This is a genomic window from Shewanella sp. BC20 (genome assembly GCF_003129585.1).
In the GTDB taxonomy this organism is placed as follows: Bacteria; Pseudomonadota; Gammaproteobacteria; order Enterobacterales; family Shewanellaceae; genus Shewanella; species Shewanella seohaensis.
On the sequence record NZ_NHRI01000017.1, the window covers coordinates 79,752 to 105,400 of the forward strand.

At 48.7% G+C, this 25,649-nt stretch carries 23 protein-coding genes and 1 pseudogene; 16 read left to right on the top strand and 8 right to left on the bottom strand.

The window, feature by feature from the left end; translation table 11 throughout:
- The first annotated feature begins 7 nt into the window (after positions 1-7).
- The 15 genes from CBX96_RS16695 (at position 8) to xthA (ending at position 16,347) form a co-directional block, all read left to right on the top strand.
- Positions 8-616 carry an aminodeoxychorismate/anthranilate synthase component II gene (locus CBX96_RS16695; RefSeq protein ID WP_109287442.1) on the top strand — a complete coding sequence of 203 codons (609 nt, stop codon included), beginning with the start codon at positions 8-10 and terminating at the stop codon, positions 614-616.
- Positions 616-1,659 carry an anthranilate phosphoribosyltransferase gene (gene trpD, locus CBX96_RS16700; protein ID WP_109287443.1) on the top strand — a complete coding sequence of 348 codons (1,044 nt, stop codon included), beginning with the start codon at positions 616-618 and terminating at the stop codon, positions 1,657-1,659. Before CBX96_RS16695 ends, trpD begins: the two co-directional genes overlap by 1 nt.
- A 77-nt stretch (positions 1,660-1,736) precedes the next feature.
- The gene (gene trpCF, locus CBX96_RS16705; protein WP_258294836.1) at positions 1,737-3,146 is read left to right on the top strand and encodes a bifunctional indole-3-glycerol-phosphate synthase TrpC/phosphoribosylanthranilate isomerase TrpF; all 1,410 of its coding nucleotides are present in this window, start codon (positions 1,737-1,739) and stop codon (positions 3,144-3,146) included.
- Positions 3,147-3,254: 108 nt separating this feature from the next.
- On the top strand, positions 3,255-4,445 hold the full coding sequence (trpB, locus tag CBX96_RS16710) for a tryptophan synthase subunit beta (protein ID WP_011622240.1): 1,191 nt from the start codon (positions 3,255-3,257) through the stop codon (positions 4,443-4,445).
- 5 nt (positions 4,446-4,450) lie between these two features.
- A complete protein-coding gene (gene trpA / locus CBX96_RS16715; protein WP_109287445.1) occupies positions 4,451-5,287 on the top strand; it encodes a tryptophan synthase subunit alpha in 837 nt (278 codons plus the stop codon).
- Between the two features lie 225 nt (positions 5,288-5,512).
- Complete coding sequence (locus CBX96_RS16720; RefSeq protein WP_109287446.1) at positions 5,513-5,938, top strand: glycerate kinase; 426 nt, start codon at positions 5,513-5,515, stop codon at positions 5,936-5,938.
- Between the two features lie 253 nt (positions 5,939-6,191).
- The gene (locus CBX96_RS16725; RefSeq protein ID WP_109287447.1) at positions 6,192-6,476 is read left to right on the top strand and encodes a DUF2798 domain-containing protein; all 285 of its coding nucleotides are present in this window, start codon (positions 6,192-6,194) and stop codon (positions 6,474-6,476) included.
- Between the two features lie 580 nt (positions 6,477-7,056).
- Entirely contained in the window at positions 7,057-8,544 is a 1,488-nt protein-coding gene (locus CBX96_RS16730) for a lysine N(6)-hydroxylase/L-ornithine N(5)-oxygenase family protein (RefSeq protein ID WP_109287448.1), read from the top strand.
- Positions 8,544-9,227 carry a GNAT family N-acetyltransferase gene (locus CBX96_RS16735; protein ID WP_109287449.1) on the top strand — a complete coding sequence of 228 codons (684 nt, stop codon included), beginning with the start codon at positions 8,544-8,546 and terminating at the stop codon, positions 9,225-9,227. Before CBX96_RS16730 ends, CBX96_RS16735 begins: the two co-directional genes overlap by 1 nt.
- Complete coding sequence (locus CBX96_RS16740) at positions 9,224-11,113, top strand: IucA/IucC family siderophore biosynthesis protein (protein ID WP_109287450.1); 1,890 nt, start codon at positions 9,224-9,226, stop codon at positions 11,111-11,113. Before CBX96_RS16735 ends, CBX96_RS16740 begins: the two co-directional genes overlap by 4 nt.
- A gap of 85 nt (positions 11,114-11,198) precedes the next feature.
- Positions 11,199-13,412 carry a TonB-dependent siderophore receptor gene (locus CBX96_RS16745; protein ID WP_181382227.1) on the top strand — a complete coding sequence of 738 codons (2,214 nt, stop codon included), beginning with the start codon at positions 11,199-11,201 and terminating at the stop codon, positions 13,410-13,412.
- A gap of 91 nt (positions 13,413-13,503) precedes the next feature.
- Positions 13,504-14,529, top strand: a complete 1,026-nt coding sequence (fhuF, locus tag CBX96_RS16750) for a siderophore-iron reductase FhuF (protein ID WP_109287451.1) — start codon at positions 13,504-13,506, stop codon at positions 14,527-14,529.
- A 161-nt stretch (positions 14,530-14,690) separates the two neighbouring features.
- The gene (locus CBX96_RS16755; RefSeq protein WP_011716559.1) at positions 14,691-15,236 is read left to right on the top strand and encodes a septation protein A; all 546 of its coding nucleotides are present in this window, start codon (positions 14,691-14,693) and stop codon (positions 15,234-15,236) included.
- Complete coding sequence (locus CBX96_RS16760; RefSeq protein WP_011072939.1) at positions 15,236-15,535, top strand: YciI family protein; 300 nt, start codon at positions 15,236-15,238, stop codon at positions 15,533-15,535. The genes CBX96_RS16755 and CBX96_RS16760 overlap by 1 nt, the downstream gene beginning before the upstream one ends.
- On the top strand, positions 15,535-16,347 hold the full coding sequence (gene xthA, locus CBX96_RS16765) for an exodeoxyribonuclease III (protein WP_109287452.1): 813 nt from the start codon (positions 15,535-15,537) through the stop codon (positions 16,345-16,347). Before CBX96_RS16760 ends, xthA begins: the two co-directional genes overlap by 1 nt.
- Positions 16,348-17,045: 698 nt before the next feature.
- Here xthA and CBX96_RS16775 read toward each other — a convergent pair.
- Positions 17,046-17,699, bottom strand: a complete 654-nt coding sequence (locus CBX96_RS16775; RefSeq protein WP_109287454.1) for a hypothetical protein — start codon at positions 17,697-17,699, stop codon at positions 17,046-17,048.
- Between the two features lie 247 nt (positions 17,700-17,946).
- Between CBX96_RS16775 and CBX96_RS16780 the strand changes: the two are divergent.
- Positions 17,947-18,093: pseudogene (locus CBX96_RS16780) on the top strand (exodeoxyribonuclease III); the annotation flags it as partial.
- Positions 18,094-18,329: 236 nt separating this feature from the next.
- Here the strand turns inward: CBX96_RS16780 and CBX96_RS16785 are convergent.
- The 7 genes from CBX96_RS16785 to CBX96_RS16815 all read right to left on the bottom strand — a co-directional run bounded on the left by CBX96_RS16785 (position 18,330) and on the right by CBX96_RS16815 (position 25,647).
- Positions 18,330-18,761 carry a nuclear transport factor 2 family protein gene (locus CBX96_RS16785; protein WP_109287455.1) on the bottom strand — a complete coding sequence of 144 codons (432 nt, stop codon included), beginning with the start codon at positions 18,759-18,761 and terminating at the stop codon, positions 18,330-18,332.
- 111 nt (positions 18,762-18,872) lie between these two features.
- The gene (locus CBX96_RS16790; RefSeq protein WP_109287456.1) at positions 18,873-19,430 is read right to left on the bottom strand and encodes a GNAT family N-acetyltransferase; all 558 of its coding nucleotides are present in this window, start codon (positions 19,428-19,430) and stop codon (positions 18,873-18,875) included.
- Between the two features lie 215 nt (positions 19,431-19,645).
- Positions 19,646-20,053 carry a hypothetical protein gene (locus CBX96_RS16795; RefSeq protein WP_109287457.1) on the bottom strand — a complete coding sequence of 136 codons (408 nt, stop codon included), beginning with the start codon at positions 20,051-20,053 and terminating at the stop codon, positions 19,646-19,648.
- Between the two features lie 418 nt (positions 20,054-20,471).
- Positions 20,472-21,926, bottom strand: coding sequence for a methyl-accepting chemotaxis protein (locus CBX96_RS16800; protein ID WP_109287458.1), 1,455 nt, complete (start codon positions 21,924-21,926; stop codon positions 20,472-20,474).
- 113 nt (positions 21,927-22,039) lie between these two features.
- Positions 22,040-22,531, bottom strand: a complete 492-nt coding sequence (locus CBX96_RS16805) for a DUF1097 domain-containing protein (RefSeq protein ID WP_109287459.1) — start codon at positions 22,529-22,531, stop codon at positions 22,040-22,042.
- A gap of 370 nt (positions 22,532-22,901) precedes the next feature.
- On the bottom strand, positions 22,902-25,148 hold the full coding sequence (locus CBX96_RS16810) for a molybdopterin cofactor-binding domain-containing protein (RefSeq protein ID WP_109287460.1): 2,247 nt from the start codon (positions 25,146-25,148) through the stop codon (positions 22,902-22,904).
- Position 25,149: 1 nt separating this feature from the next.
- Positions 25,150-25,647, bottom strand: coding sequence for a (2Fe-2S)-binding protein (locus CBX96_RS16815; RefSeq protein WP_011625802.1), 498 nt, complete (start codon positions 25,645-25,647; stop codon positions 25,150-25,152).
- Positions 25,648-25,649 lie beyond the last annotated feature (2 nt).

The window sequence follows — 25,649 nt, forward strand, 5'->3', positions numbered from 1 at the left end:
GCCTAAGATGAAACTCTATTTACTCGATAACTTCGACTCCTTTACCTACAACTTAGTCGACCAATTTAGAAGCCTTGGCTGTGAAGTGGTGATCTACCGTAACGATGTTGCCGCCGACTATATTGCCGACAAGCTGTTAGCGGAAACCGAGCCTAGCGCCTTAGTCTTATCGCCAGGCCCAGGTGCGCCCCATGAAGCGGGCTCCATGATGGCGCTAATAGACAAAGTCGCGGGCAAAGTGCCTATGCTTGGGATCTGTCTGGGTCATCAAGCTATGGTGGAATATTACGGCGGTAAAGTGGAGCGTGCGCCTTTTGTGGTGCACGGTAAAGCCAGCCCCACCTTCCATAATGGTACAGGTGTGTTTGCTAACTTGCCTTCGCCCTTACCTGTCGCCCGTTATCACAGTTTAGTCGCCACAAAAGTACCTGATTGTCTTGAAGTGATTGCCACTACCGATGATATGCCAATGGCGATTTTGCACGCCGAGCACAGGGCGGTAGGTTTTCAATTTCACCCAGAATCCATCTTAACCACCTTGGGCAGCACCTTGTTAACTCAAACCCTACGCTTTTTGACTCAAGACATCGCCCACAATACCGCAGGAGCCCAATAATGAGCGCAACATCGATTCAGCCCCTGCTCGATATCTTGTTTCAGGGTCAGGCACTAACGCGTGAGCAAACCGCCAGCCTCTTTAGCACCCTTATCCAAGGTGAAATGAATGAAGCCGTGATGGCGGGCATGTTAATGGCCCTTAAAATTCGCGGTGAAACCATTGCTGAAATCAGCGGCGCCGCCGATGCGATGCGCGCCGCGGCAAAGCCTTTCCCTTATCCCTCATCTAAGCGGACTGAAGGGATTATCGATATCGTCGGCACGGGTGGCGATGGTTTTAATACCATCAATATTTCCACCACTGCTGCCTTTGTCGCCGCAGCCGCTGGCGCCAAGGTTGCAAAACACGGTAATCGCTCCGTCTCGAGCAAATCGGGCTCTTCAGATTTACTCGCCCAATTTGGCATCGATTTAACCATGTCCCCCGAGCTGGCGAGCCGCTGTCTCGAATCACTCAATCTGTGTTTCCTGTTTGCGCCCCACTACCATGGTGGTGTCAAACATGCGGTGCCTGTGCGCCAAGCGCTGAAAACTCGCACCTTATTCAATGTGTTAGGGCCATTAATTAACCCAGCGCGCCCAGAATTTATGTTGCTTGGGGTCTATAGCCCAGAGCTGGTGACGCCCATCGCCCGCGTACTGCAAGCCCTTGGCACGCAAAGAGCCATGGTGGTGCACGGCAGTGGTTTAGATGAAGTGGCGCTTCATGGCAGCACCCAAGTCGCCGAACTCAAAGATGGTGAGATTATTGAATATCAATTAACGCCTGCGGATTTTGGTGTGCCGCAGGCCCAAATTAGTGAGCTTGAAGGGGGCGAGCCTGCGCAAAACGCCCAAATCACTCAATCTATTTTGCAAGGACAAGGCAGCGATGCCCACACCCATGCGGTTGCCATCAATGCGGGTTGTGCCTTATATCTGTGTGGCCTATCGGACTCAGTGAAAGCCGGCACCGCCCTTGCGCTCAATACCATAAAAAGTGGCAAAGCCTTTGAATTACTGAATCAACTCGCTAAAGTCAGCAGCGAAGCACAGGAATAATGACCATGGCACAGGTTCAACAACCCGACGCGCATCGCTCGGAAGATAATCAAGCATCGCAGGATGTAAGGGGTAGCATGCAAACCAGCACCGCAAAAGCCAACGTTTTAACCCGTATCGTCGATACAAAGGCCGCCCATATTGCCGCCCTTAAGTTGCGTTTTCCTGAAGACAGCTTAACCCCCAAGATTTCGGACCGTAGTCTATTTGCCGCCTTAAAAGCCCCGAAGGCGGGTTATATTCTAGAGTGCAAAAAAGCCAGTCCATCCAAAGGCTTAATCCGTAAAGACTTTGATGTCGAAGCCATCGCCTCGATTTATACCAAGTATGCTGCGGGGATTTCGGTATTAACCGACGAGCAATTTTTCCAAGGGGACATGGACTACATCCCGAAAGTACGGGCAAAAGTGAGCCAACCGATTCTTTGTAAAGATTTTTTTGTTGACGAATATCAAATCAAGTTGGCCGCTCATCAGGGCGCCGATGCGATTCTGTTGATGCTTTCTGTGCTCGATGATGAGCGATATCAGCAACTTGCCAGTGAGGCGGCCAAGTATCAACTCGATGTGCTGACCGAAGTCAGCAATGAAGAGGAACTGAAACGCGCCATCGTCTTAAATGCACCGATTATTGGCATTAATAACCGCAACTTACGGGATTTAAGTACCGATTTGGCCACCACCGAAGCCCTTGCGCCACACATCGGTAGCGATCGCGTGGTGATCAGCGAATCAGGCATTTACACTAACGAGCAAGTGCGCCGCTTAAGTCCACTGGTCGATGGCTTCTTGGTCGGCAGCTCGATTATGGCCGAAGAAGATATTGATTTAGCCTGTCGTAAATTGATCTTCGGTCACAATAAAGTCTGCGGCCTCACCCGCCTTGAGGATATTGAAGCGGCGGCCAATGCGGGCGCTGTTTATGCTGGGCTCATTTTTGCTGAAAAATCGCCACGCGCACTCAGCAAAGATGCCGCCAAACAGTTAGTGCAGCAATACCGCGCCGCTAATTTGCCCGCCATTGAGTTTGTTGGCGTATGTGTGAATAGCACGCCTGAGTTCATGGTGAGTATCGCCCAAGAATGTGGCTTAGCCGCGCTGCAACTGCACGGCAGCGAAACTGAGCTGGAAATTGCCGAGCTAAGCCAATTACTGCAACAGGCCGGACTGAAGACCCAAATTTGGAAGGCGGTCAGTGTCGATGCTCAAAGCAGCGAACTTGCTGCTATGCCAAGAGGGGTGCAGCGTTATCTCTTCGATAGCAAAAATGACGCAGGTTTTGGTGGTACTGGGCAAGCCTTTGATTGGCAATTACCTATTGCCCATAAAGCCGAGGCCATGCTCGCGGGCGGCCTCAATGCTGACAATGCGGCCCGTGCCAATGCCCAAGGATTTTACGGTTTAGATTTTAACTCTGGCCTCGAAACGGCTCCTGGTATTAAGTCGGCAGAAAAAATCCAAGCGGCATTTAGTCAATTACGACTCTAGACCCACTTTTATAAAAACCTGTGCAAAGTACAGGCTAGCAAGAATTGAAACTCGATGGCGTTAACCGATATAGCCATCGAAACAAATGAATAGGATAAGGAACAAGGTATGTCACAGTTAAAGCTTAACCCTTATTTCGGCGAATACGGCGGTATGTATGTGCCGCAGATTTTAGTCCCCGCCCTCAAGCAACTCGAAAACGCTTTTGTCGAAGCGCAGGCCGATGAATCCTTTCAAGCCGAGTTTACCGACCTGCTGAAAAACTACGCGGGTCGCCCAACGGCACTGACACTAACCCGCAATTTAAGCCCTAACCCTATGGTGAAAATCTACCTCAAGCGGGAAGATTTACTCCACGGCGGCGCCCATAAAACCAACCAAGTATTAGGCCAAGCATTACTGGCTAAACGCATGGGAAAAAAAGAGATTATTGCAGAAACCGGCGCTGGCCAGCACGGTGTTGCCACCGCCCTTGCCTGTGCGCTACTGGGATTAAAATGCAAAGTGTATATGGGCGCGAAAGACGTTGCCCGCCAATCACCTAACGTATTTAGAATGCGTTTGATGGGCGCAGAAGTCATTCCTGTCACCTCAGGCTCTGCCACCTTAAAAGATGCCTGTAACGAGGCGATGCGCGACTGGTCTGGCAGCTACGAAAAAGCCCACTATCTCTTAGGCACAGCCGCAGGGCCACATCCCTTCCCGACCATAGTGCGTGAGTTCCAACGTATGATCGGCGAAGAAACCAAGAAGCAAATGCTGGAGCGCGAAGGTCGTCTGCCCGATGCGGTGATCGCCTGTGTCGGCGGAGGCTCTAATGCCATTGGTATGTTTGCCGACTTTATTGATGAAACCAGTGTCGAGCTGATTGGGGTCGAACCCGCAGGTAAAGGCATCGATACCCATATGCACGGCGCGCCACTCAAACATGGCAAAACCGGGATTTTCTTTGGTATGAAGGCGCCCTTGATGCAGGACAGTGAAGGCCAAATCGAAGAGTCCTATTCGATTTCGGCGGGCCTTGACTTCCCATCCGTCGGCCCACAACACGCCCATTTGAACGCGATAGGCCGTGCGCGCTACGAATCGGCCACCGATGATGAAGCCCTAGAAGCCTTCCAATTATTGGCTCGCAGCGAAGGGATTATCCCCGCGCTCGAATCGGCCCACGCCCTCGCTTACGCCCTGCGCCTAGCGAAAGAGTGCACCAAAGAGACCATTTTGGTCGTTAACCTCTCGGGCCGAGGCGATAAGGATATTTTCACTGTGTCAGACATTTTAAATGGTAAAGAGGAATAACTAAGATGAGCAGCATTTCAAATCAAACTATCCCTCATCAAGCTGGCCGTTATCACGCCGCTTTTAGCCGTTTAAAAGCCGAAGGCCGCGGCGCCTTTGTACCCTTTGTTACTTTGGGCGATCCAAGCCCTGAGCTGTCACTGAAAATTATCGACACCTTAGTGCAAAATGGTGCCGATGCACTGGAATTAGGCTTTCCCTTCTCCGATCCGCTGGCAGACGGCCCTGTTATCCAAGGCGCGAACCTCAGAGCCCTCGCTGCGGGTACGACGCCAACGCAGTGTTTCAACTTATTAGCGCAAATTCGCGCTAAATATCCAGAGCTGCCAATTGGGTTATTACTGTACGCGAACCTCGTATTCGCCAATGGCATCGATGCTTTTTATGCTAAAGCGCAGCAAGCGGGCGTGGACTCAGTACTTATCGCCGATGTGCCAGTGGAAGAAGCTGCGCCTTTTATCCAAGCCGCTAAGGCCCACGGTATCGCGCCGATTTTTATCGCACCGCCCAATGCCGATAGCGACACCCTTGAAAACGTGAGCAAAAGTGGTGAAGGCTATACCTATCTATTGTCCCGCGCCGGTGTAACAGGCACAGACACTAAGGCAGGAACGCCCGTTGAAGAAATTTTAGCTAAGCTGCAAGCATTTAATGCGCCGCCACCGCTATTAGGCTTTGGGATTGCCGAGCCAGCTCAAGTGAGCGCCGCCATTCAAGCGGGCGCCGTGGGCGCAATTTCTGGCTCGGCCGTGGTTAAAATTATCGAAGCTCATCAACAGGATGAAGCAAAACTGCTGTCCACTTTAGGCGAATTTACCCGCGCAATGAAAGCGGCAACCTAATCGCCTCATCGGAGTGACACAGTATTCAGGGCTAAATCTGCGGATTTGGCCTTTTTTATTGTATTAAGTACCACGGCAAAAACCATGTCGAGCTAAGAACCAACTGCATCTTAAAACTGTCAAACCCAAGGCTTATATTGGGCGCTGAGTCTCATGTCTTAGCGAAAGAGATGTTAATATAACGCCGGTAACATCGGCAGTTTTGTTATGGTAAATGGACTTTTTATGCAGTATCAAATCTATATTCTCGACGTCACGCCTTGGGGCTGTGGTTTTCAAGGTGAAGTCGCCGCCCAATGTGATAATGGCGCCCCAGTATGGTTTTATTATCAGGGTAGCGATCAACAGGCTAAACAACGTTTTCCGGTGGATCAGTGGGTTAAGGTTGAACTCTTCGGCCGCTTAGCCAAGGCAAACCTACAGACCGACATCATTGAACACCGCCAGAGTCTGCAATTCCCTAAACATAATTGTCACTTTGAGGCATCAGGGCAAATCGTTGAGATCACCCAAACGCCCGATGATACTGTGTATTTACTGCAATCGAGCCTCCCCCTTCCCTTCGATAACGAACTGGGCACCTCACCGATTTCCCGTGGTCATTGGGTCAATGTTACTGGGGAATTATGGGTGACTAACTGGCAAGATTAAGGCTGGATTCAATATTAACGCAGTGCTCGCGTTTTCAGCGCAGGCTTTCCAAAGCAATGGCCAGACACTCAATCGAGGCTAAGAGCAAATAGCTTTTAGGCGATTTTGCCCCTAAAATGGCGAACCGATTGCGCTTAAGGTTGATAAGCTCAATGCCTACGGCGCAATCCCTAACGTCTTTCGCCAAAAAATGCTTTCACCTAATCTGCTGACCTAAGCAGCTTTTACAAAAGCGACACCTATTGAGGTTTTAATGTCTAGCATAAACTCAGTCCCGACTCCCAAGCACCGCACGATTTTTGGTACGCCTAAGCTACCCGCTAAATATGCTACGGTTGTGATGCCATTTTTTCTTTCGATTTTAATGAGCTGCATCGTGTCAGGGATCAGTACTTTTAACGGTGTCGGTGCATCGGCGCAATTTGTTGAGCTTTGGCTGAGTGCGTGGGGGATCTCATGGGCAGTGGCCTTCCCAACCCTACTGATGGTATTACCCTTAGTGCGAAAGTTAACCGCCGCGTTTGTGCAATTACCTTAGGTTCATCTTCGCGTTTAAAGCCATTTTCCCAAATGGCTTTTATGCCTTCCTTCCCCGCGTTGCCCTAAATTCCGCCTAATAACTCAGTCAAAGACTCGGATTTACAGTCGATTTACACTCAAGATTGACTCACACTTTCGTTGCTTAAGCCTGCGTTCCACAATGCTGGCACTCCGAAATAAATCCGACGTTAACTTAAATGTAATCCACTGTTTTTGTTTTGAATATTTCTTAAAAGATATTATTAAAGAAGTGTTTTAATCATTTTATGCTATAGCAGCTCCCTCGCTGACAAACCGTATTTCAGCCCTTTATTTCCCAGTCAAAAGTACGACACCTCCGACAACTCGCAAATGAGAATGGTTTGCATTTGTAATTTTTCGAATGCTAATTTATTCGCCGTTGCGCATAAACTGATGCACTCATCCTCAGTTTATGCGCAACACATGGAACCGATCCTGATCCGCAAGATAAGGGAATGACTCACTCGGCGAAGATAGAGCGAACCACTCCAACTTGCCCATCAGCCGATGATGACAATCACAGTTTCGGTTGGCAGCTGAAACTTAAGGAGGCGTAAGTGACTACCCCAAAAAAGGAAAACGATCGCAGGATTTTCGATCTACTCGGTATCGGCATAGGTCCATTCAATCTCGGATTGGCCGCCCTGAGTGAACCTATCGATGGCTTTAGCTGTTTGTTTCTTGATGCCAAAACCGAGTTTGATTGGCATCCAGGCATGCTGCTCAGCGCTTCTCGGCTGCAAACACCGTTTATGTCCGACTTAGTGACCATGGCCGATCCCACCAGTCGCTATAGTTACCTCAATTTTGCCAAGCAAACTGGCAGACTGTATCCCTTTTATATCCGCGAAAACTTTTTCCTACCACGGAATGAGTATAACCAGTATTGTCAATGGGTTAGCAAACAACTCTCCAACCTGAAATTTGGTTTTAAAGTCACCCAACTCGATTACAACGCCGGTGAAGGTATCTACCATGTTACGGGTGTAGATAGACGCAGCGGCCAGCCCAAAACCTATTTGTGCCGCAAACTGGTGCTCGGCACGGGCACCACGCCCTATGTGCCAGACAATTGCCCGCTACACGACCCCCGTGTGATGCATAGCGCCAGCTATATGCAGCAAAAAACCTACCTGCAGAGCCAAAGCGCCATTACCGTGATCGGCAGTGGTCAAAGCGCCGCGGAAATCTTTTACGATCTTCTGCAAGATATTGATACCTATGGTTATCAATTAAATTGGATGACCCGCTCGCCACGCTTTTATCCGCTGGAATACACCAAACTCACCCTAGAAATGACTTCGCCAGATTATGTGGATTACTTCCACGAACTGTCGCCAGAAAAACGCAGTCGCCTGATTGCGAATCAAAAATCCCTCTACAAGGGGATCAATGCCGAGTTAATCAACGATATTTATGACCTGCTTTACCAAAAACGTTTAGTCAGCGATATCCAATGCCAACTGCTGACCAACGTGGCGCTCGATAAGATTGAGACCTCGGGCGACACGCTGACACTCAAGTTCAACCACCTCGAACAGGAATATGCTCTAGAGCAACAGACGGGCGCCGTCGTGTTAGGCACTGGCTATCAATATCGTTTACCCGAATTTATTCAAGGCATTAAATCACAAATTGAATTTGATGATCGCGGCCAACTCGCCATTCAACGGGATTATGGCATCGATGTCAGGGGCGATATTTTTATCCAAAATGCGGGTCTGCATACCCATGGTATCAGCTCACCGGATCTGGGCATGGGCTGCTATCGCAATGCGACGATTCTGCAAGCAGTTTTAGGTTACGCGCCCTATTCGATTGAAGACAGTATCGCCTTCCAAACCTTCGATCCAACCAAGATCCGCGCACGGCAAAACCAGCCCACGAGCACCTATTCGGCAACAAAAGCCATACCAAGCAAGCCTGTATCTTCGGCGGCGCAACCTACAAAAAATAGTAATTCTGAGCCACAGCCCGCACTGCGGATAAGTCCTTCAGGCGGCAGTGTGTCGGTATTGATGGCGCCGAACAAGGAGGCGCAGTAATGGCCAGCCAATGGAGTCGCCACTGTGCGGCCTCGCTCTCAAAACCCATTGTGATTGATGAGTTTGTGTTTAAACCACTCAATCTCCCGCAACACCTGTCTATGTTGCAGCGCTGGTTTAATCAAGACTATGCCCGCTTTTGGGGGATGCAGGGGATGAGTCTCGATGCACTTGCTCAGGCGATGGCGCCAAGCGAGCACAAGCTCGCGCTGATCGGTGAATGGCAAGCCAAACCGCTGTTTATGGTGGAGTTATACGATCCCGCCCACGATGAAGTGGATGAGCATTATGCTGTGGAGCGGCTCGATTGCGGTATGCACCTCATCCTCGCGCCGCTTGAGGGCAAGCCTGTTCCTGGCTTGTCCGGCCAAGTGATGCAGGCTATTGCCGAGCTTATTCTCGACAAGCTCGCCTTTAAACGAATGGTGGTCGAGCCGGATCAGCAAAACCACAAAATCCACCGCTTAAATAGCCAAATTGGGATCCGCTACCAAAAAGCCATTCAACTGCGTAGCAAAGCCGCATTCCTCGGTTTTTGTAGCGCCGAGAGTCGCCAATTAGCGCAAAAGACCAGCACACTTTTTATGCAGCACACTGCACCCCTAGCGACTAAAGCAACTCAAGCAACTCATGCGACCCACGCAACCGCTGTTAACCCTATCATTTTGCAGGTAAACCGATGAACTTAGCCACTAACCGCGCATTACTCAAGCCATTCACTCAAGCCGAATTCCCCACGCTGGAGGCCGCTGCCCACCCGCACGTCCCCGCCCACTTAATGCCGGAATATTGGCAGGCGGCCAATCGCCATTTAGTGAAAAAAATCCTCTGCGAATTTACCCATGAGAAGATAATCACCCCACAAATTTATCGCCAAGCGGCAGGCATCAATCACTATGAACTGAGGCTCAAAGACTGCACCTATTACTTCAGTGCGCGCCATTATCAGCTCGACCACCTTGAAATAGAAGCTGGGTCGATTCGAGTCAGCAGCGCGGGCCAAGACAAGCCACTCGATGCCATGAGTTTGATTATCCAACTGAAAGATGCCTTGGGCATGAGTGAAACCCTGCTGCCCACTTACCTTGAGGAAATCACTAGCACCCTCTACAGCAAGGCCTACAAGTTGGCCCATCAAGCCATCCCCGCCGCTACACTCGCTAAGGCCGATTATCAAACGATTGAGGCTGGCATGACCGAGGGGCATCCGGTGTTTATCGCCAACAATGGCCGCATTGGTTTTGATATGCAGGACTATTACCAATTTGCCCCCGAGAGTGCCTGCGCGCTTCGGCTAGTGTGGATTGCGGTGCGTAAGGACAAAACCACCTTCTCCTCTCTCGAAGGATTAGACCATGATAGCTTGTTAAAACAGGAGCTTGGCGAACAGTTCACCGAGTTTCAACAACACTTAAGCGCACTGGGGCAAGCGACCGATAGCTTTTATTTTATGCCCGTTCATCCTTGGCAGTGGCGCGAAAAGATTGCCCGCACCTTTGCCGGCGAAATCGCCCGTGGCGACATCATTTATCTCGGCGAAAGCCAAGATTGCTATCAAGTTCAGCAATCGATCCGCACCTTCTTTAACTTGAGTGCGCCGCAAAAATGCTACGTAAAAACCGCGCTTTCTATCTTAAACATGGGCTTTATGCGCGGGCTTTCGCCGCTGTATATGAGCTGTACCCCGCAGATCAACGCTTGGGTGACCAAGCTTATCGAAAGCGACAGCTATTTTGCCGAGCAAGGTTTTGTGATCCTCAAGGAAATCGCTGCAATTGGTTATCACCACAGATATTACGAAGAGGCACTCACCCAAGATAGCGCCTATAAGAAAATGCTGTCGGCGCTGTGGCGCGAGAGTCCGCTGCCGCACATTGAGCCGCAGCAAACCCTGATGACCATGGCGGCACTATTACACGTCGATCATCAGGAGCAAGCCCTGCTTGCCGCCTTAATCACGTACTCGGGCTTAAGCGCCAAGGAGTGGGTCAAGCGCTATCTCAACCTCTACTTATCGCCATTACTGCACGCCTTCTTTGCCTACGATCTGGTGTTTATGCCCCATGGCGAGAACCTGATTTTAGTGCTCGATGCTGGCATCCCGGTCAAAATATTGATGAAGGATATCGGCGAAGAAGTCGCAGTCCTCAACGGCAGCGAGCCACTGCCGCAAGAAGTGCAGCGCCTTGCGGTCGAGCTTGAGGAAGAGATGAAGCTCAACTATATCTTGCTCGATATTTTTGACTGTATTTTCCGTTATTTAGCGCCAATTCTGGATAAGCACACCGAGGTCAGCGAAGCGCAATTTTGGGCACTTGTGGCTGACAATGTGCGCGACTATCAAGCGCAGCATCCGCAGTTGGCGGACAAATTTGCACAATACGATCTCTTTAAAGACAGCTTCGTCCGCACTTGCCTGAATCGCATTCAGCTCAATAACAACCAGCAGATGATTGACCTTGCCGACAGGGAAAAAAATCTGCGCTTTGCGGGCGGAATAGATAATCCGCTGGCGGCCTTTAGGCAAAGCCATGCCTTTGAAAATCAGAAGCTTAAACCCAAACCCTAAATCACTTTTAACCTTGAGTGGGCCTTACGCCCACTCTGGGCACCCGTCTGTGCCCAAAAACAACCTAGTCAATCAAACAGCCTAAATGGAATTTAAGATCATTATTATGAAAACCTTTCCCCTCAACCGTCTCGCGGCGCACTGCCAACTCGCCATCACACGCCCTGAGCTTATCCTCTGCTCTGCCATACTCAGCATGCCCTATGCTTATGCCGATGCCAGCGATACCCAGAAAAAATCCACCAAAGACATTGAAATCATTAATGTCGTTGGTGCTAAGGATCTCCACGATAATCGTTACAAAACTCAGGCGATGAACACGGCAACGGGCTTAGATTTGTCCTATTTAGAGACGCCGCAATCCGTCACCTCTGTTACAAGCCAAATGATGCATGACCAACAACTCAACAGCGTCATTGAAGCCATGACCAGCGTGGCCGGCATCAATGCTCGGCCGATGGACAACGACAGATACAGCATCAGCTCGCGAGGGATTGCGGTCACTAGTATTCTTTACGATGGCGTGCCCACCACCTATGACACCCGTTTTAACTACGGCGATAACCTAATCGATACCGCCATCTACGAGCGGGTGGAAATTGTCCGTGGCGCCACAGGATTAATGACGGGTGCGGGTAATCCCTCGGCCGCGATTAACCTTATTCGTAAACGCCCGACACAAGAATTTATGGGCAGCACCTCAGTGAGTGTCGGCTCATGGAACAATCTGCGCGGCATGGTCGATTTATCCAGCGGCTTAAATGACAGTGGCAGTATTCGTGGCCGGGTTGTCGCCGCCTATCAGGATAAAGAATCCTTCCAAGACAGATACGAGCAGCAACGCACCACCCTCTATGGCATTGTTGAAACCGATATTACCGACAGCACACTGCTGACCTTAGGCGTGGATTATCAAGACACCACACCCGAAGCCACTATGTCCGGCGGTCTGCCTCTGTTCCACAGTGATGGCAGCCGTACAGATTACGATCGCGCCACTTCCACCGCCCCCGATTGGGCCTCGGCGCATACCCAAGGACTCAATACCTTCGCCAGCCTTGAACATCGTTTTGATAACGGTTGGGAACTAAAAGGCACCTACAGCTATGGCGATAACTCGCTGAAATACGATGTGCTGTGGGCTACAGGTTACCCGAACCCCGTGACTAATCTAGGTGCCACCGCAGGCTCAATAGCCTATGTCGATGGGAGTCGTACCCAACATAACCTCGACTTACGGGCGCAAGGGATTTTTGCCCTGTTTGGCCAAGAGCATCAGCTGACCTTTGGCTGGACGGGTCAGCGCCAAGAGTTTGCCAACCCTTACTATTATCCTACGGCCGCCGTGCCGCCCTTGGGAGATTTTCGCGATCCCAACTTCCAGTATCCAAAACCTCAGTGGAAAGAGACTCACACCACGGGCTCCTTCGGCGAAACCGAGCAAAGCGCCGCCTATGTTGCCACGCAGCTTAATCTGACCGATGCCCTGGCATTGCTCGCGGGCCTGCGCCTTAACCAGTGGCAAACCGACCAAGATAACTTTGGCAGTATGTATGATTTTAAGGTCGACAATGAGCTCACCACCTATTTTGGCCTGACCTACGCACTGAGCGAGCAATACTCGCTTTACGCCAGTTATACGGATATTTTCGCGCCGCAAACCTTGCAGCGCATCGATGCCAGCTACATAGACCCCGTCAAAGGCAAAAACTACGAGGCGGGCATTAAGGCCAGCTTAATGGATGAAAGCTTAGATATGTCGTTGTCGGTATTTGAAATTCGCCAAGACAATGTTGGTGAACGCACCGGCGATGTGCTGCCAGGCACCACTATCCCAGTGTATCGAGAGGTTAATGGCACTAAGACCCAAGGTTTTGAGTTTGAATCCACAGGCAAAATCACCGATGACTGGAATATCTACTTCGGCTACACCCAATTCAGTACCGATGATCCTAAGGGCAATCGCATCAACACCACGTCACCTCGCCAGCAGCTAAAACTCTTTACCACTTATACCTTTAGCGGTGATTGGAACAAGTTGCAGCTAGGCGCTGGGGTTAATTGGCAAAGCAGAGTCTATCAAACCGTGAACTCACCCTTAGGCAGAGTCGAGGTAGAGCAAGGCTCCTATGCATTGGCCAGCCTAATGGCAAGTTATGCCTTTACCGAGCAGCTAAAGCTAAGCGCCAATGTGCACAACGCCTTGGATAAAACCTACTACAGCCAAGTGGGGCAATTTAGTCAGTACCAATATGGTACCCCGCGCAGCGTGAGCGTGAATGTAGATTATCGCTTCTAACAGACTGATGATAACCAGCTGTTAATCAATAAAAACTGCGGTGAGTTTAGCGTTCACCGCAGTTTAATCAATTCAAGCCTAAGGAGTGATTATGGCGCGCCAAAGGGAAACGGTACCGACCTTAGCCAAGCTTTCCAGAGGAACTCAACCTGATCATACCGAGCACAGCCATAGCAAATGCTCGCCTACGGTCGACGCGCAAACAACCGACCTAACAGCGCTAAGCCCTGCGGATTTAACTAAAGTCGCCAAAGCGTTTAATCAACGACTGGCGCTGCGCGCCCCTTTTTATGCCCAGCATTTTGTGGCAACCACTAAACCCCAAGGACTCAGTTTTGATACTTGGAGTCAGCCAGCCGTTTATCGGCAGCTATTACTGGACTTTGCCAAGGCCTATCCACCTTTGGCAAAAACCACTTCATCTATCCCGTTAGAAAATATACCCGAGCAGATTTTGCTCAGCCATAGCCATAATTCCAAAGCCCTGCACTCGCTCTGGGGACAGTGGTATTTCGGTCTGTTAGTGCCGCCTATGTTGGAATGGATTATTAACGCGCCGCACTCGCTCGCGAGCACGATTGAGCAAATTGAGCAGCTTGATATAGCACCTGAGCATTTTTATCTTCGGCCCCACGATTCGGGCAGAGTCGCAGGTTTTGAGTTTCAATTAACTCCCACTCCTCGGGATAAAGTCGCCATAGTAAAAACCGGCATAGTTAAATCCACTGTCTTAACGCCACCACGCGAGCGACGACTTATAAAGTGGATTCAAAGCCATCTAATCCCTAGCGTTGAGCGATTAACCGGTCTAAGCCCAACCCCCGCAAAACTGTATTGGAGCCATTTGGGCTACCTTATTCACTGGTATTTGGGCGAAATGGTATTGCCAGAAATTGAGTTTGAACAGCTTAAGACGCTGCTGTTTAATACTAAATCCTTTGAAGATGGCGAGGATAATCCACTCTACAACAGCATTAATCTGCTGCCCACCTCAGCAGCTCACTCAGACAATATTCGCCGCGTCTGTTGCTTAAGGTATCAACTTGCCAATAGTCATCGCTGCGACGATTGCCCGTTAGCCACGCGCGCCCAAGCCAAACGTGCCGCGCAAGCTTAGCCTTATCGGTCACAGCCCACTTAGTGGTAAGGACAACATGGATTGCAACAGACCTTGCCGCCGCTTTCATGCAACAGTTAGCAATCGGTCACCTTTCACGGCTTTTTCCCTCTAGCCCCCCGTGCTACACTCAAGCCCACGTCTTCTTAACACGATTATTTATGAAACAACTGCTTGATTTTCTGCCCCTCATTATCTTTTTTGCCGTCTATAAATTTTTCGATATTTATATCGCCAGTGGCGCCTTAATCGCAGCCACCGCACTGCAATTAGTCGTGACCTATGCGCTGTACAAAAAATTGGAGAAGATGCACCTAATTACCTTCGCTATGGTGACAGTGTTTGGCACCCTCACCTTAGTGTTCCATGACGATGCCTTTATCAAGTGGAAAGTCACTATTATTTATGCTTTATTTGCCCTAGCGCTTGGTGTGAGCCAGCTACTCAACAAGTCGATTTTAAAGTCCATGTTGGGTAAAGAGATGAAGGTGGCCGATAAGATTTGGGCACACGTAACTTGGTACTGGGTAAGCTTTTTTGCCATCTGTGGCCTAGTCAATATCTATGTCGCCTTTAGACTGCCGTTAGAAACTTGGGTGAACTTTAAAGTGTTTGGCCTCACCGCCTTAACCCTGATTAATACCGTTATCACCGTCTTTTACCTTTATAAACATCTTCCCGAAGATCAACGCAAGGAACTCAAATAATGTGGTATATGATTTCAGCTCAAGATGTTGAGAACAGCTTAGAAAAACGTTTAGCGGCGCGTCCTGCGCATTTAGCTCGCTTACAGGAACTGGCCGATGAAGGTCGTTTGCTGGTTGCGGGTCCACACCCTGCTATCGATAGCGAAAACCCTGGCGATGCGGGTTTTAGCGGCTCGTTAGTGGTGGCGGATTTCGATTCGTTAGCCACGGCTCAAGCCTGGGCAGATGCCGATCCTTACTTCGCGGCGGGCGTATATCAAAGCGTTGTGGTAAAACCCTTCAAACGAGTTCTCCCTTAATGAAAATCGTTTCTTTCAATATCAATGGATTGCGTTCTCGTCTGCATCAATTGCAAGCGTTAATCGACAGCCATCAGCCCGATATTATCGGCCTGCAAGAAACCAAAGTGCACGATGAAGCCTTCCCGCTCGCCGAAGTTGAGGCCATGGGCTATCACGTGCATTACCACGGTGGCAAGGCACACTATGGCGTAGCCATGCTCTCCAAAGCCGCACCACTTAAGGTGCAAAAGGGTTTTGCAACCGATGAAGAAGATGCGCAGCGCCGCATGATTATCGGCACCTTTGCTCAGGCAAATGGCCGCCCGTTAACTGTGTTGAATGGTTATTTCCCTCAGGGCGAAAGCATTGACCATCCGACAAAGTATCCTGCTAAGCGTAAGTTTTATCAGGACTTAATGACACATTTGCACGCTAATCATAGCAACGATGAAGATATCGCCATCATTGGGGACATCAATATTTCGCCCATCGATTTGGATATTGGCATCGGTGAAGTCAACCGCAAACGTTGGCTAAAAACCGGTAAATGCAGTTTCCAACCCGAAGAGCGTGAATGGCTGAAAACCCTGCAAGATTGGGGATTGGTGGACACCTTCCGTCAACTCCACCCCGAGCGCAGCGAGCGTTATTCATGGTTCGATTACCGCAGCAAAGGCTTCGATGATAACCGCGGCCTACGCATCGATGTGATCTTAGCCACGCCGTCACTGGCCGCACGTTTAATCGAATCCGACGTCGATTACGATCTACGCGGCATCGATAAACCCTCAGATCACGCGCCAATTTGGAGCACCTTTAAAGAAGCCTAACTCGATTGAGTGACTACTTTAATCGATATAAAAAACATCGGCCTAGGCCGATGTTTTTGTTTGAGAGTGAGTACTTTAAGCGCAGGCTTCATAGGCGAGCCATGATATTCATTCGACGACACGGTGAATAGACACCTAGGGTTTCTAAGCTTATGAACGAGAGCCATGGTCTTTCTCATGCGTCCCTGCATTGCACGACATTCAGGCGTCCTGCCTATCAGATGGCGAAATGGCCGTTAAACACGGATGTTGTTCAAGTCCATCCATGGATGCAGGGTCGCCCCGTCTGATGAGAATGGATTCACGAATGCCGCGATAGCGTGGATGCCAAAGAGCGGCCATGGGGCGGACGGTCGTCTCGCTAATTGCCATGGCTCACCTGTTTAGCATCAGCGAAGCCTGTTTGTTTTAAAGAAATACGTAGCATGCTTTGGGAGCAAAGCGATTAATCTTTTTATCTATTTATGGAGTTTATTGTCATTGTTTCCCCAGTGACTCGCCGTGAATATATCCCTATAGGCTCGACGGCGACATCCATGTCGCCAACGGTCACTGGTGCCCCAATGCCAATTTTAACTACCCATTTGCGATATGTACGTAAAAAGCTAAGGGACAAAAGCGTGTCAGGACATCGGCTGCATCAGGTGAATTTCGGATAAAAATTTATATGGAGATAACGCTTCAAACAGGGGCGCGCGTTAGCGCGTCCCAGCCGAAGGCCCTTGCGGCTTTGATTTGTTATGAGGATTTTTAAGATGATCCCTTATTTCTGCCATCAAATTATGCGAAAACTCTGAAGTTTTATTTTTGTTGTTACTACGCCGTTTATTTTCAAAAAACAGCCTAATAAATGTCAGATATCCGTGCTTAAACGCCAGCTTATATGAAACTCTTTTTATTTCCCTATTACAGAAATCTAAACCCACTTCATACGTTGATAGCATCCAGACATAAGCTTCAGAATTGGATGATGAAGATGCAAGAGAGGCAGCTTTGTTTTTTAGGACTAAGCCAAGCAAATCCTCCAACTCGATGGCCAAAATAGGATATATAGGGGAAACCTCATCAATTGCATTTTTCAAATCATCTATAACATGAGGAGGCTCCAAAAAATGTCTGTCTACAACCCCTTTCCGAATCGGCTCGTAACCCTCCCAACTATCAGCGACGTCTTTCAACCCTTCAGCTGAAGATATTAAGAGGTCCATTTGACGATTAACTTTAATAAGCTTGGTAAGTAGATTGCCAATTTTCCTTTTTTTATCGGAATTTTCTTTGATTTTCGCACTAGCAGCGGTAAGCACCCATCCCAAAAAAACGCCAAATAATGGCCAAAAATATTTTTCATCCATTACTTTCTATATCCTCATAAAAGAATAAATTCAGCCACCCAATTTAGAGCAACAACATAATGCACTTCCCGTTTACCTACAACTTGTAAAAGTTAACTTTGTTTAAAAAAGAACCATCAAAGTCGCAGGGACAGCATCTGAGGCAATAAATTACGCTAATTCCTTAAGAAATGGAGGATTTCAGACGAGCTATATCGTCCCATCGGGTTTATAAACTTACTACCCATTAAAATCCTTTTCTGGGTTCGATAACTGCGGCCTACCCATCGATGTGATCTTAGCCAAGCCGTCACTAGCCACACGTTTAGTCGAATCCGACGTCGATTACGATCTGCGCGGTATCGATAAATCCTCAGATCACGCGCCAATTTGGAGCCCCCTTAAAGAAGCCTAACTCGATTGAGTGACTACTTTAATAGATAGAAAAACATCGGCCTAGGCCGATGTTTTTGTTATAGAGTTCAGTAAAGTACCCATCTAATGTCACTGCCGGATAATGATCTGGATCTGCCGCCGATAACACGTTTAATGTATTGATTAATTCCGTTTTCGTTGTCACCGAGATATCCATTACTAAGACTTGTTTTCAATAGAGGTTTAACCTACTTATCACTTACACAATACAACTCATTAGGCCTGATGTTGATCTGATAATACAGAGATCCTCTCTACATCTAGGCTTGGAAAGTCAGGGTCGACGTACACATACATGCGGCTAATAAAATGGTCAGTAAACTCAAATACACTGCAAAAACGGCCAGTTGAAATCTTGTTGTCAGGCCAAACGGTGCCATCACTCATGGTCCCACCTTCTTGCCCTTCAACGATAACGGTATTGCCAGAAACTGTGATGTTAAAACCGTCGATATCATGCCAAATACGACTAAGTGAACTACCGATGCGATTGCCAAACTCAACTAAACTGTCCTTGCCCGTAGTGCATCCAAATTTGGGGAAGAAAAAGTCTACCTCTTCGCTAAATAAATCTAAGTAACTCACATCACCCGCATCGACTTTCTTAAAGTATTCAATGGCAAGCTTAACTAATGCATCTTTTTTCATCATTTTTCCTATCTATACTGATTTTTAAACAGAATGTCATCTAGAGAGGCACTAAAGAGTCCATAACTAACTAGAACCAAAGCACGGGTATCCCAGACATTAACCACTTACTTAAATCTGTTGCTCTCTGGCTTTTAAATCTTCTACAAGTAACCCATAAAGAGCAGAGTCAGAGATAACGCTACTCACCTCCCAGCGTTGCCTTAAAAGACCTTCTTTGATAAACCCCATACGCTCCAACACGTTGGCAGAAGAAACATTCTCAGGGTCAATCTCCGCTTCAATGCGACGCAAACCCAATGTATTAAATGCAAATTTAATTAATGCAGTCCCAGCCTCGGAAACGATACCTTTTCCCCAATATCTTTGGCTTATTCCAAATCCAATTTCAGCTCGCTTTGACTCTTTGTCATAATTAAAGAGCATCACTTTACCTAGCAGTTCGCCACTATGTTTTTTATAAACTCCTAATGTCATTCCGCGGGAATCACACATGGAGTCGGAACTATTATTTATAAATGCAGCGGCATCATCTAATGATCGCCAAGGAGGAGTATTCCAATATCTCATCACCTCTGGATCGGAAAAAATGTCAAATAATGCTTGCGAGTCATCTTCATGAAATGCTTTAAGAACTAAACGTTCTGTTTCAATTTTTATTCCTAACATTAAAACTATCCATTCACTGTTTATTTTGAGTGCACTATGAGCCACTACATATGGACCGATTTATTTCCATTTTTTATCAATGAGATAAACAAAAACCAGATTATGCAATTACGCTATCGGACTCTTGCGGCAGCAGGCAATATTCGATTGTAGGGGACATAACTAAATCACTTTTATAAGGCAGATATTGAGCTTGGCAAATCAACCTCATTCCGCTAATTCAAAACTTGATAATCAAGACTGCCATTGTGATACAGCCGAATTTCAATTATCTCTATTTGCTGTTTTAGTAATGACAACCGTTCTATTAACCAGAGATAGCCGATTTTATAGGCCGTCTGTAATAATGTGATCAATTCATCTTCTGGCGTATGCGCTTCATCAATGGCCAAGATACGGTACCAGTCGAACGATTTAAAATTAGCAATCATGTCAGACTCAAGCTCGGCCGTTAATAACCATGAACCATTCATCATAGATGCTATATCAACAAAAAAATCGCAGTAAGCCTCCCCTTGGGTATAGGAGAAATTCGCATATTCTCTCACCAAGCCATCAAATTCCTCTCGGTAGCCATCAAGTGTGTTTTTAACCACGTAGGCTGCTTTCTCAACCCTTTGCATATGTCACTCTCATCCCTTCGTCCCTAATAACAGGGGCATATAGGGCTGATAACCTACCCCAGTTTCAGCACCTCTCCAACGGTATTTTGATGATAAAACCAAAGTCACGCTTTAGACTGATTAAATTTTTACCTTTTATTAACAATGACTTGAATTAGAACTAAACTATAATTTCAGTGCAGTAAGGGTAAATAAAGTCTGTAAGGTTTTGGTTCACTTTGGCGTGTCTCAGCCAAAGCAATAACGATGACAGATATAAATGGCATAAAAAATGGCGGCTGCATTAGATGCAACCGCCATTTGGATTTGGCTATTTGGATTTAGCTATTTGAATTTAGCGATAAGCCTCGCCAGTGAACCACTCTTTCGCTTTTGTACTAATGAGAGCCAATCGACCTCACTCACTAAAAGCTGCGGCTTAGCTAGTGCGGTACTGTTTAAGGATCCCTTCGAGTTCAACCGAGGCATGTTGCAAATCATGTGCTAGGGTGACACTGCGCTGCGCCGTTTGTTTAATGGTATCGGATTGATGGCGGATCTCATTGAGCTGGCCAGCAATATCGCGAGCGGCCACGCTCTGCTCTTCCGCCGATGCAGCAATCTGGCTGCTCATATCAAATACGGCATTAACCGATTGCGCCATCCCTTCGACATCTTCGCCCACGGCAATAATGGCACTGCGGCCTTCATCGGCGCGATCCACAATCTCGGTGGTGATATTGGAGAGCTGACGAGTGCCCGATTGCAATCCTTCGATCATCGCTTGGATCTCAACTGTCGCTTGTTGAGTACGTCCCGCTAAGGTACGCACTTCATCGGCAACCACCGCAAAACCGCGGCCTTGCTCACCCGCACGGGCAGCTTCGATGGCCGCATTCAGCGCCAGCAAATTGGTCTGCTCGGAAATACTGTTGATGGTCGTCACCACGGCATCAATACCAGCCGCATCCTTAGATAACTGTTCTACCGATGAAAATGCCGCGCCAATCTTGGTTGAGAGTTGCCCAATACTGTCCACCGTATGGCTAATACGTCCTTGGCTGGCACTCATTTGGCTGGCGTTATCTTTGGTCTGGAGCGAGGTATTACTGGCATTGACCGACACTTCTTCAATCGCCGAGGTCATTTGCGCCATGGCCACGGCCACAGAGTCTAAAAATTGATGCTGGGCACCAATTAACTCGCCACTGCTTTTGGCCTGTTGATTAAACTCATCGGCGGCAAGGGAGAGCGTCTGCGCATTACTGCGAATAGCACTTACCATTTCACTCATGTTATCGGCGCAGCGGTCAATTTCGCGGGCGATTAAACTGAAGTCATCGGTGCCGAAAAAGTTTAATCTGAAACTTAAGTCGCCATCGGCTAAGCGTTTGATGGCCATGTACATATCCCACAGACCACCGCCGAGGGAAGTTGAAATCCAATAGCTGAGTTGGAATAAGGGCAATAAACCGATTAACGCGAGCCAAAACATTAAGTTAGCATCGCTGCGCCCTTCGCTTTCCCATTGGGCAACATTTTGCGACAGCTCAAGTGCGCCGCTTGAACCCACGCTGGCACTGGCGGTCACATTATCCCTTTGGCGCTGCGCCTCTGCTTGGCGAGTGACAACACTTAAACCATTGTCACGGGCAAACTGTGACAGGGCATCACCCTGCAATTTTTGAGCATTCGCGACTTGGGCAAAGGCATCAACAGTCGCCTGAACTCGAGCCAAAGAGGCGGTTTCGAGGTTGCGGTGAGCATGTTGGTAATTGATAAGTGCAATGGTAGCCGTGATTAACGCCACCATAGAACAGACAATCCAAAATTTTCCGTTGAGACTGAATTTGATCAATATGGCATCAATGGTACGAAACTGGATTTGTTTCATCTTGATATTTCCTAAGATCTAAAGGCTATCGGGTACTAAATCAGCATTATAGCTCATCTATTCCATCACTTTATTACCACACAGACACATCCGCACATGACAGTGAAAGAAAATTAATCGGCACTGGCGATTTCAGAACCTGTAGATGCTGACCATTTTTGACGAAGGGTGATTAACTGCGCCGTCAATAAGCTCATACAAAAACCTAACAGGGCGCCCAATACTAAAGGCGGCACAATATTGGCGACATCCCCTGCCATGGCAAAGGTAATACAACAGCCAATAAAGGCACCGGGAATAAAACTGAGTTTTTGATAACTGGCTTGTAGGCACATTGCCGAGGTCGCGATACCCGTAAACAGATAACCCGCCACAGGCGATACAAAGAAACTGCTACAGCTGATAATGAGCCAAGCCCAAAACACACCGGAGAGATTGGTGCACCACGCCATCATCATGCCTTGAAAACCCGCCTTAGGCTGAGCAAAAAACGTGCTACAACCTAAAAAGCCAATCCAAGTAACGAGATGAAAGGCATCTGCGATACCACACCAGACAGAGGCTAATAGCCCCGCCGAAATAGCGACTTGCCAACGATTTTCCATGATGACCCCTTTGTATTGTTTTCACGGAAGTTAATACTCAAATGCGCTTAAGGTGCGGCTGTATTATGGTGTTATAGCGCCCTTCACTTCCGTGTCGATCAATTTTTAGTAGGGATCTGCAATCGAAAATTGACTCACAGGCCGACTAGGAACCGATTCAAATGAATGTGTACGCGAGTCCGCATACCTTAGGTCACTTGAGTAAACATATTGGTTAAATTACCTCTATTCTGGTAACAAAAACCTGATCTATTGCTAATTTTCGGCATTAATGCCCGTAAATTTACAAACAAGCAATTTATTTGTGGTAAAAAAACGAAAAAAGCGCTTATTAGGCGCTTTTTTGCTCACTCAGGTGTGGTTTACAGCATCACACCTTTAACTGTTTATTAACTGGCAGATCTCGGATCCTAAGGCCTGTTGCGGCAAATATCGCATTGGTCAGGCTAGGTGCCACAGGCGGTACGCCTGGCTCCCCCACTCCCGCAGGCGGTGCATCCGAGTCGATAATGATGATCTCCATCTCTGGCACTTGGGGTAAACGTAGAAGCGGATAATCATGGAAGTTAGACTGCATCACCTTACCCTGTTGGTAACTGATCTCCCCCATAAGCGCCAAGCTTAAGCCAAAGACTATCGAGCCTTCGGTCTGCGCTTTCACCCTGTCGGGGTTAACTACAGTACCGGCATCAATCGCAGCAATGGCATTCAGCACTTTAAGCTGTTTGTCCTCGCCGACTTCTACCCGCATTGCCACCGCCACCACACTCACAAAACTGCGGTGCACCGCAAAGCCCCAACCTTGATTCTTACCCGCTTTAGGCGCCTTGGCCTGAGCTTGTTCAACCGCCTCAATCACCTTGAGGTAACGGCCGACATCAACGGGGTGACGAGTTAAGTCTTCGCCATAGTTGCCATATTTAAAGCCTTGGTTCTCAAAGGTCTCTCGCCTTGCTTGACCTAGTAAGCTGCGCCACATATCGGGACAAGATAACTTGGCTTTATGGGCCATTTCATCGACAAAACTGCCCACGCCAAACCCATGTTGAATGTTACATACCGAGCGCATCCAACCGATACGGCTATGGGCTGTGGCCTTAACGGCCTCGTAGCGTAAATTTGCCAGGGCAAAGGGCACATCGACAAAACCTAAGTCCAACTCACCGCCGGATGGATACTCAACGCCCTCGGCAAAGGTGGAGCTGATCGACGGGAAGCCCGTACGCGCCAGCAGCGCCGTTGGCTGGTTATTGGCATCGAACAAGGCCTGATAACACTGGGCGCTGATGGCATGGTAATAACCGTTTTGGATCTCATCCTCACGGCTCCAACTCACCTTCACCGGCCGTTTAAATTGCTTGGAGAGTAGCGCCGCCTCCACACTGAAATCCGGTTTGGACTTGCGCCCAAAGCCGCCGCCCAATAGCGTCACATTCACTTTCACCGCATCTTCGGCAATACCTAAGGCCGCTGCCACATTTTGCTGGGTACTCTGCGGTGTTTGTGTCGATGCCCAAATTTCACAGCCCTTATCGGTCACATTGGCGGTGGCCACGGGCGGCTCGATGGAGGAATGGATAAGATAAGGCACGGTATAAATCGCCTTAAGGGTATCATCCTTCGGCCAGGTTTTGACCTCATCGCCAACTTGACGCACCACCTTGCTAGGGGCTTGTACCTTATCCACCAGCTCTTTAAGGTAGGTTTTAGAATCGTGGCTACTGTTGGCAGACGGAGTCCAACTTACTTGTAAAGCTTTACGTCCCTGCAGCGCACTCCAAGTGTTTGTCGCCACCACAGCTACGCCGCCTAAGGCTTGAAAAGCGGGAGCGCCCTTGGACGTTGGCAAACGGTAGACATCGACCACGCCCGCTACTTTGCGCGCCGCACTATCGTCAAGACTTGCCACATCGCTCCCCAATACGGGTGGGCGCATAATGCTGGCATAAAGCATGTTATCCACTTGGATATCATAGCCATAGATGGCCTTGCCCGTGAGCATGGCCTGCATATCGACTATCTGACGCGAAGCACCAATTTGCTTGAAATCCTTAACCGCCTTTAATCGCAGTGAATCGGCTGCAGGTAATGGTAATCCCGCCGCATCGAGGGCTAATTCACCAAAGCGCGCAGCACGGCCAGATTTGGCATGCAGCACTTGATGATCTTTAGCCTGCACTTCACTCACGGGGACTTTCCAGCGAGCTGCTGCGGCTTGCTCAAGCATGGTTCGAGCCATCGCGCCCATCTCACGCATGCGGTCATAGTTTTCGCGGATACTGCGGCTACCATCAGTATTTTGGCTGGCGTAACGTTTATCGGCGAGCCCTTGAATAGGCACAATTTTATCCCAATCGGCCTCCAGTTCTTCGGCCAAGATTTGTAAAATCCCCGTGCGGATCCCCTGACCCATTTCGGAGCGGTGGCAGGTCAAATAAACCTTGTCATCCTCACCGATGGCGATAAACAGATTGAGCCGCGCCTGTTGGTCCTGCGCCAATGCCATTGGACTCCAACTGAGGCCACTTGCCCCGAGTGCGAGACCGCCCCCGACGGCGCCGAAGAGTTTTAACACATCGCGGCGACTGATATTTTCAACTGCGGTGAATGTACTCATCTTAGCCCTCCTGTTTGGCATAGCTTTGCAGCGCCGCTTTTATCCGAGGATAGGTACCGCAGCGACACAAATTACCCGACATGGCAGCATCAATTTGCTCCGCCGACGGTTTTGGATGCTGAGTGACTAAAGCCGCTGCGGACATTAATTGCCCCGCCTGACAATAACCACACTGAGGTACATTGTGTTCGGCCCAAGCATTTTTAAGCTTTTGATTATCCAGCCCTTCAATCGTGGTCAGTTGTTTGCCCTGCGCCTGGGATACGCTAGTTAAACAGGCGCGCACAGGCTGACCATCTAAATGCACGGTACAAGCGCCGCAGAGTCCGGCGCCGCAGCCATATTTAGTGCCCGTTAAGCCTAAAATATCCCGTAACGCCCAGAGGATGGGCATATTAGGATCCGCATTTAAGGTAAAAGATCTGCCATTAATGGTCAGGTTTTGGGAAGGCATCGCAAGACTCTGGTCCTTTGCCGCCTCCGAGGATGGTATTGCCATAA

Coding starts and splice junctions, on each gene's coding strand:
- CBX96_RS16695 (WP_109287442.1), top strand. CDS start 8: ATGAAACTCTATTTACTCGATAACTTCGACTCCTTTACCTACAACTTA.
- trpD (WP_109287443.1), top strand. CDS start 616: ATGAGCGCAACATCGATTCAGCCCCTGCTCGATATCTTGTTTCAGGGT.
- trpCF (WP_258294836.1), top strand. CDS start 1,737: ATGCAAACCAGCACCGCAAAAGCCAACGTTTTAACCCGTATCGTCGAT.
- trpB (WP_011622240.1), top strand. CDS start 3,255: ATGTCACAGTTAAAGCTTAACCCTTATTTCGGCGAATACGGCGGTATG.
- trpA (WP_109287445.1), top strand. CDS start 4,451: ATGAGCAGCATTTCAAATCAAACTATCCCTCATCAAGCTGGCCGTTAT.
- CBX96_RS16720 (WP_109287446.1), top strand. CDS start 5,513: ATGCAGTATCAAATCTATATTCTCGACGTCACGCCTTGGGGCTGTGGT.
- CBX96_RS16725 (WP_109287447.1), top strand. CDS start 6,192: ATGTCTAGCATAAACTCAGTCCCGACTCCCAAGCACCGCACGATTTTT.
- CBX96_RS16735 (WP_109287449.1), top strand. CDS start 8,544: ATGGCCAGCCAATGGAGTCGCCACTGTGCGGCCTCGCTCTCAAAACCC.
- CBX96_RS16740 (WP_109287450.1), top strand. CDS start 9,224: ATGAACTTAGCCACTAACCGCGCATTACTCAAGCCATTCACTCAAGCC.
- CBX96_RS16745 (WP_181382227.1), top strand. CDS start 11,199: ATGGAATTTAAGATCATTATTATGAAAACCTTTCCCCTCAACCGTCTC.
- fhuF (WP_109287451.1), top strand. CDS start 13,504: ATGGCGCGCCAAAGGGAAACGGTACCGACCTTAGCCAAGCTTTCCAGA.
- CBX96_RS16755 (WP_011716559.1), top strand. CDS start 14,691: ATGAAACAACTGCTTGATTTTCTGCCCCTCATTATCTTTTTTGCCGTC.
- CBX96_RS16760 (WP_011072939.1), top strand. CDS start 15,236: ATGTGGTATATGATTTCAGCTCAAGATGTTGAGAACAGCTTAGAAAAA.
- xthA (WP_109287452.1), top strand. CDS start 15,535: ATGAAAATCGTTTCTTTCAATATCAATGGATTGCGTTCTCGTCTGCAT.
- CBX96_RS16775 (WP_109287454.1), bottom strand. CDS start 17,699: ATGGATGAAAAATATTTTTGGCCATTATTTGGCGTTTTTTTGGGATGG.
- CBX96_RS16785 (WP_109287455.1), bottom strand. CDS start 18,761: ATGAAAAAAGATGCATTAGTTAAGCTTGCCATTGAATACTTTAAGAAA.
- CBX96_RS16790 (WP_109287456.1), bottom strand. CDS start 19,430: ATGTTAGGAATAAAAATTGAAACAGAACGTTTAGTTCTTAAAGCATTT.
- CBX96_RS16795 (WP_109287457.1), bottom strand. CDS start 20,053: ATGCAAAGGGTTGAGAAAGCAGCCTACGTGGTTAAAAACACACTTGAT.
- CBX96_RS16800 (WP_109287458.1), bottom strand. CDS start 21,926: ATGAAACAAATCCAGTTTCGTACCATTGATGCCATATTGATCAAATTC.
- CBX96_RS16805 (WP_109287459.1), bottom strand. CDS start 22,531: ATGGAAAATCGTTGGCAAGTCGCTATTTCGGCGGGGCTATTAGCCTCT.
- CBX96_RS16810 (WP_109287460.1), bottom strand. CDS start 25,148: ATGAGTACATTCACCGCAGTTGAAAATATCAGTCGCCGCGATGTGTTA.
- CBX96_RS16815 (WP_011625802.1), bottom strand. CDS start 25,647: ATGGCAATACCATCCTCGGAGGCGGCAAAGGACCAGAGTCTTGCGATG.